Below are 5,287 nucleotides of genomic sequence, written 5' to 3' on the forward strand. Positions count from 1 at the left end.
CGCCACCACACCGCGCCCGAAACCCCTCATGGTCTTTTTCCCCTCTGGCGCGGGGACCCCCGCGCCCTTCCCGTCCGGGAAAATAGGGCCGAAGGCCGGGACGGACACCCGCCCCGACGGATGCCTGCCTGGTCGCCCGCCGGGCTTTGAGGCGCCGGGCGTTGACAGGGATGCGCTCCAGGCGGGAAACACGGTGCGCGCGGGTCGCTTCCCGCCGCGCCCCCGCCCCTGCCCCGAGTCCGCATGGTTCGCTACGCCCTCGCCATCTTCACCAGCGCGTTCCTGCTCTTCGGCATCCAGCCGCTGGCGGGCCGCTACGCCCTGCCGTGGTACGGCGGCACGCCCTCGGTGTGGACCGCGTGCATGCTGTTCTTCCAGGCCGCGCTGCTCGCGGGGTACGCCTATGCGCACGCGGTGGCTTCGCGGTTGCGCCCACGCACGCAGGCCCTGCTGCACCTGGGCCTGCTGTCGGTGGCGGTGGTGGCGCTCGCGGCGCGGGCCTTCTGGACGGGCTCGCCGCTGACGCCCGGGGAAGGGTGGCGCCCCGTGGACGACCACCTGCCCGTGCTCCGGTTGATGGGCATGCTGGCTGTCAGCGTGGGCCTGCCCTTCTTCGTGCTGAGCACCACGGGGCCTCTGCTCCAGTCGTGGTTCGCCCGCGCGCGGCCGGGGCGCTCGCCCTATGTGCTGTATGCGCTCTCCAACGTCGGCTCACTGCTGTCGCTCCTGGGCTACCCCTTCCTGGTGGAGCCCTTCGTCGGCCGCAGCGCGCAGGCGTGGGGATGGACCGCGGGCTTCGGCCTCTTCGTCGTCTTCGCCATCGCCTGCGCCGGGGACCTGATTCGCCGCACGGCGACGGCGTCATCCGTGGCCCCCGTGGAGCCGGGTGGGGAGCCGGTGGGGGAGCCTGCTCCGGCGGTGACGCCCGACGCGCCCCGCCCGGGCGTGAGTCGCACGCTGCTGTGGCTGGGGCTGAGCATGGTCGCGTCGGTGTTGCTGCTGGCCACGACGAACAAGCTCTCCCAGGACGTGGCGGCGGGGCCCTTCCTGTGGGTGCTGCCGCTGGCCGTGTACCTCGTCACCTTCATCCTGGCCTTCTCGCGCGAGTCCTTCTACGCGCGGGGCCCGTACTCGGTGGCCCTCATCGCGTCGCTGGCCCTGGTGGCGTACGCGCAGAAGGAGGGCCCCGCGCTGCACCTGGGCTGGCAGGTGCTCTTCCACGCCTCCGCGCTCTTCTCTGGCGCCATGATGTGCCACGGCGAGCTGTTCCGCGTCCGCCCGGCCCCGCGCTACCTGAGCGCCTTCTACCTCTGGGTGTCCGTGGGCGGGGTGCTGGGCGGCGTGTTCGTCAGCCTGGTGGCGCCCGCCATCTTCAACGTCTACTGGGAGCACCCGCTGGCGCTGGGCGCCTGCTGCATCGTGGCGCTGGTGGGCATGATGCAGCGGCCTCCCGATGAGAAGGTGACGGCCCGCATGCAGCGCGTGCTGCGCGGGGCGATGCTGGTGATGGTGGCGGTGGTGAACCTGTCGTTCCTCGTCACCGGCGCCCTGGGCCAGGTGCGCTTCTCCGAGCGCAACTTCTTCGGTGTGGTGCAGGTGGTGGAGCAGAACCCCAACAACCCGCGTGAGCACCAGTTCACCCTGCGCCACGGCGTCATCACCCACGGCTGGCAGTACGTCGAACCGGAGCGCCGCCGCGTCACGACGTCCTACTACTCGCGCGACAGCGGCCTGGGGCTGGCGCTCGCGGAGCAGCGCCGGTGGCGGGGGGCGCTGGGGCTGCCCACCTCCCTGCGCGTGGGCATGCTGGGGCTGGGCGTGGGCGGCAGCGCCGCGCTGCTGGAGGCCGGGGACGCGGCGCGCTTCTACGAAATCAACCCCGTCATCATCGCGCTCGCGCGGGGAGAAGGCGGCTACTTCAGCTACCTGGGGGATTCGCCCGCGAAGATGGAGGTGGTGGAGGGCGACGCGCGCATCTCCCTGGAGCAGGAGCTGGAGCACGGGCCGAAGAACCAGTTCGATGTGCTGGCCCTGGACGTCTTCAGCTCGGACGCCATCCCCATGCACCTGGTGACGCATGAAGCGCTGGCGCTCTACCTCCAGCACCTGGCGCCGCATGGCGTGCTGGCGCTGCACATCAGCAACCAGTACCTGGACCTGGTCCCCATCAGCCTGGCGCACGCGAAGGCGCTGGGCCTGTTCGCCACGCTCGTGAAGACCGAGACGAAGGACGACACGCTGGCCAGCAGTTGGATCCTCCTGAGCCCGGACAAGGAATTCTCCTGGGGCTCCACCTTCAGGACGACCGGGGCGCTCGTGCGCCGGCTGTCCCTGCGCGGGGAGCCCGACTACGTCTGGACGGACGAGCGCAGCAGCGTGCTCCAGGCCGTGCGCCGCACCCGGACCCTGGAGGAACTGGGCATCCAGAAGAACGACGAAGCCCCCCCGGCGCCGCCGGTGGCCCGTCCCCAGTCCCCCTGATGCGCGATGCGCGGGGAGCGCCCTGCCTTCAGCGGCCGGGCGCGGCGGAGGACGCTGTTCCGGGCAGCGCGGACAGGCGCACGTCCAGCGCGGCCAGCACGCCCAGCACCGCGCACGGCAGCGCCAGCGTCACCGCCCCGTGGCGCAGGAAGAGGAAGGGGCCCAGCGTGGAGCCGGCGAGGAACGCCAACGCCAGGCCCACGTGCAGCCGCGTGCGTTCGAACTGCACGGCGGAGGGCAGCTCGCGCAAGCGGTGCCACAGGCCCGCCGCGCCTTCGCCCCGGAGGCCGTCGCGCACCCACGCCATCATCTGCACCAACTGGATGCCGATGTCCGTGAGCAGCCCCGTCACGTGCGTGGTGCGCACCACCGCGCCGGACAGCCGGGTGACGAGCGCGTTCTGCAACCCCATGGCGAAGGCCAGCGCCCACAGGAACACCGGCGCGCGCACGCCCACGCTGCCCGCCATCCCCACGCCGATGCCGCCCAGCACCACCGCCTCCAGCAGCAGCGCGGACACGTGCCGGCCCCTGGGGCGGTGCCGCGAGGCATCCAGCAGCACCGCCGCGCACGTGGCCCCGGCGACGAACGACGCCATCAACTGCGCGGACAGCCAGCCCGCGTCCCGGCGCCCCAGCGCGAGCGACTCGCCGAGCGTCGCCATGTGCCCGGACATGTGGGAGCTGTGCGCGCCCAGCGCGACGAACCCCACGGCGTTGACCGCCCCGGCCACGGCGGCCAGCAGCAGGGCGAGGCGTGAATAGGCGCGGCGTGTCTGCGGCGACGACTGGGCACTGAACATGGAGGGCGGGCGCGCCCTGGGAAGAAGGGGGCCACGCACCCGGCAACGCTAGACCCGCCGCCGGGCCCTGTCACGGGCCTCGCGGACGGCGGGTTTGCGACGGGGGACTGCTAGCCCGGCGGCCAGTGGAGGGGACGGCCCGCGAGCAGGTGCAGGTGGATGTGGAACACCGTCTGCCCCGCGTTGGGCCCGGTGTTCATCACCACCCGGTAGCCCTGGTCCGCGTAGCCCCGCTCGCGCGCCAGCTTCGCCGCGCCGATGTAGAGGCTGCCCACCAGCTCGCGGTCCTCGGGGGTGAGGTCGTTCATCGTGGCGATGTGCTTGCGCGGGATGAACAGCACGTGCATCGGGGCCTGGGGATTGATGTCCTCGAAGGCCAGGCAGTGCTCGTCCTGGTAGACGACCTTCGCCGGGATGGCGCCTTCGCGAATCTTGCAGAAGAGGCAGTTGGCTTCGGACATGGGCGTGGCTTAGCAACGCGCCGGGTGGGGCGGAAAGGGCCTTGCCGCCCAATCCCGCCCAATCGTCGCGCTCAAGGCAGCCGCCACGAATAGCCGGGGTCCGGCACACAGGCCCCCACGGGCAGCTTCACCAGCGCCAGCGGACCGTCCCGGGCCACCGTCGCGCCCGCGCCCTCGTTGCCCGCCAGGGTGATGACGTGGCTGTAGCGGCGCGAATTCCGGGGCGGACCGTTGTGGGGATACAGCGGCACGTTCCGGTGGAAGTAGCTGTAGCCCCCCGTCCACGCCTGGTGCACCGTCTCCACCTTCAGGCCGCACACGTCGTCCTGCCGGCCCGCGGCCTCCAGCAGCCGGTTGACCGCGCCCTGGTCGTCCCACGCGCTGTCCTTGGGGCGCGCGTGTTCGTACTGGCCCAATTCGCGAAAGGTGAGCGCCCCCGCGCTCGCGCCGGACAGGAGCGCCGCCGCCACCACCCCCACCGTGGCCGTGGCCCGCGCGGGGAAGCCGCGCAGCACGCGCAGCGCCGAATCCAGGCCCACGCCCGCCAGCGCCGCCAGCAGGGGCAGCGCCGGCACCAGGAAGCGCAGCTCCTTGTGCGGCTGCAAGGAGTGCAGGAGCAGGAAGGCCGCCGTCACGGCCGCGAGCCCCCGCGCCCGGGGCAGCCCCACCAACGCCAGCGCGCCCACGAGCATGGACAGCCCTGGCATCGCCCGGCCCAGGATGCGGAAGTAGAACTCGAAGGGCTTCGTGCCGAACGAGGCGGCCTTGCCCTGCACCAGGTTGAAGTCCAGGTAGACGATGGCCGAGTGGAACCACCGCCCCCAGGTGAGCTTGTCCAGCAGGCCAAAGGCCAGCGCCCACCCGGACAGCACCGCCAGCGCCCATCCCGCCTCGCGCCACTGCCGCCGTGCCAGCAGCACGCCCAGCAGGCCCAGGCAGAAGACGCCGTTCTGGAGCCGCAGCAGCACCGCCAGCCCCAGCAGGGACGCCCCCACCACCAGGGTCCGCCGGGAGGCCCCCGGCGCCAGGGCCAGGGCCAGCCCCAGCACCACCGGCAGCACGGAGGCGTTCTCGCTCATCGCCCGGGGGGCGAAGTACAGGGGCACGGACGCCAGCGCGAACAGGGCCGCCCCGGCGGAGGCCGCGAGCGACGACGCTCCGGACACCCGGGCGAGCCGCCACGTGGCCCACGCCGTCGCCGTGCCCACCAGGGCGAAGAAGCCCTTCACCAGCCCCAGGTAGCCCGCGGGGTCGGTGAGACCGAGCAGCCGGCCGAGCCCCAGCAGCCCCGCCACCAGCCCCGGCAGGGCCCAGTTCCGGGCGCCGTCGATGAACTCCCAGGCGACGAGTCCATAGCCATAGACGAGCCGGTGGGCGGGCTCCAGGCTCTGGTAGACCTCGTCCGGCCAGTAGATGCCGTCGTCGTGGAGCGCCCAGTACAGCCGGAAGGCCGCGCCGGCCACGAGCGCGACCGCCAGGAGCACCCCACCCAGGCGGCGCTCGGCCAGGGCTTCGGCCGGGACTCCAGGAGCAGCGGTGGGGG

4 protein-coding genes are annotated in these 5,287 nt (G+C 72.7%); 1 reads left to right on the forward strand and 3 read right to left on the reverse strand.

The genetic code is table 11. The features are described from left to right. Positions 1–243: 243 nt before the first annotated feature. Complete coding sequence (locus D7V88_RS38560; protein WP_120545525.1) at positions 244–2,481, forward strand: fused MFS/spermidine synthase; 2,238 nt, start codon at positions 244–246, stop codon at positions 2,479–2,481. A gap of 28 nt (positions 2,482–2,509) precedes the next feature. Here the strand turns inward: D7V88_RS38560 and D7V88_RS38565 are convergent, their stop codons facing one another. The 3 genes from D7V88_RS38565 to D7V88_RS38575 all read right to left on the reverse strand — a co-directional run. Continuing rightward, positions 2,510–3,283, reverse strand: a complete 774-nt coding sequence (locus D7V88_RS38565) for a YoaK family protein (RefSeq protein WP_120545526.1) — start codon at positions 3,281–3,283, stop codon at positions 2,510–2,512. 110 nt (positions 3,284–3,393) lie between these two features. After that, positions 3,394–3,744: a histidine triad nucleotide-binding protein gene (locus D7V88_RS38570; RefSeq protein ID WP_120545527.1), complete on the reverse strand. Its 351-nt coding sequence runs from the start codon at positions 3,742–3,744 to the stop codon at positions 3,394–3,396. A 71-nt stretch (positions 3,745–3,815) separates the two neighbouring features. Continuing rightward, on the reverse strand, positions 3,816–5,287 hold a 1,472-nt coding region (locus D7V88_RS38575; RefSeq protein WP_244238623.1), incomplete at its 5' end, for a glycosyltransferase family protein.

Origin of the sequence: Corallococcus terminator (assembly GCF_003611635.1) — a bacterium.
In the GTDB taxonomy this organism is placed as follows: Bacteria; Myxococcota; Myxococcia; order Myxococcales; family Myxococcaceae; genus Corallococcus; species Corallococcus terminator.